The sequence below is a fragment of the Bartonella capreoli genome (assembly GCF_902813205.1).
Lineage (GTDB): Bacteria > Pseudomonadota > Alphaproteobacteria > Rhizobiales > Rhizobiaceae > Bartonella > Bartonella schoenbuchensis.
In genome coordinates, this window is record NZ_CADDZX010000131.1 from 1 (window position 1) to 532 (window position 532).

Below are 532 nucleotides of genomic sequence, written 5' to 3' on the forward strand. Positions count from 1 at the left end.
CGGATCGGCAGATGCTTAAATCCACCACTCACTGCCTTAAAAGAACAGGAAAGCATCACCTGTAAACGTTCAACTTCTGAATAAGGATTAACGATATCGCTTCTGACATCTGGGGTCCATAAATTACAAGCAGCAACCATAACCACCCCCTATAAAAACGGCTGTTTGACAACACAACTCTATGCAATTTATCTTGCCCATTTTGTGTTGATCTTTAGACATTGATAAACCTTTTTATCTTATGGTATTTAAATTTATGGCAAATGCGCAAAAACGCAAAGCCGTGTAACTAACTTTAAGCAGCATTACCGCGCAAAGCAGAATACACACGCGAATCTGTGTTGGCATGTTTTGCTGCTTTAAAAATGCGACGGCGACTTTTGGGGTAGCGGTCGCTAAAAACCTGCTCGACGGGCAAACCGATAAAATCGGCTATGGCACGTTCGGCTTTCTCGTTAGGCCGTGTCCAAATGTTTTTGACACTGGATGACGGTATTTGATATGCTTTCGCGAGCTCCGCCAAGGTCATATT

At 43.0% G+C, this 532-nt stretch carries 1 protein-coding gene; it reads right to left on the bottom strand.

Annotated elements, in window-relative coordinates; translation table 11 throughout:
* Nucleotides 1-295 precede the first annotated feature (295 nt).
* Nucleotides 296-532 (bottom strand): helix-turn-helix domain-containing protein (locus tag J7R05_RS07695; protein WP_208541813.1); only part of this gene is annotated, 237 nt, incomplete at its 5' end.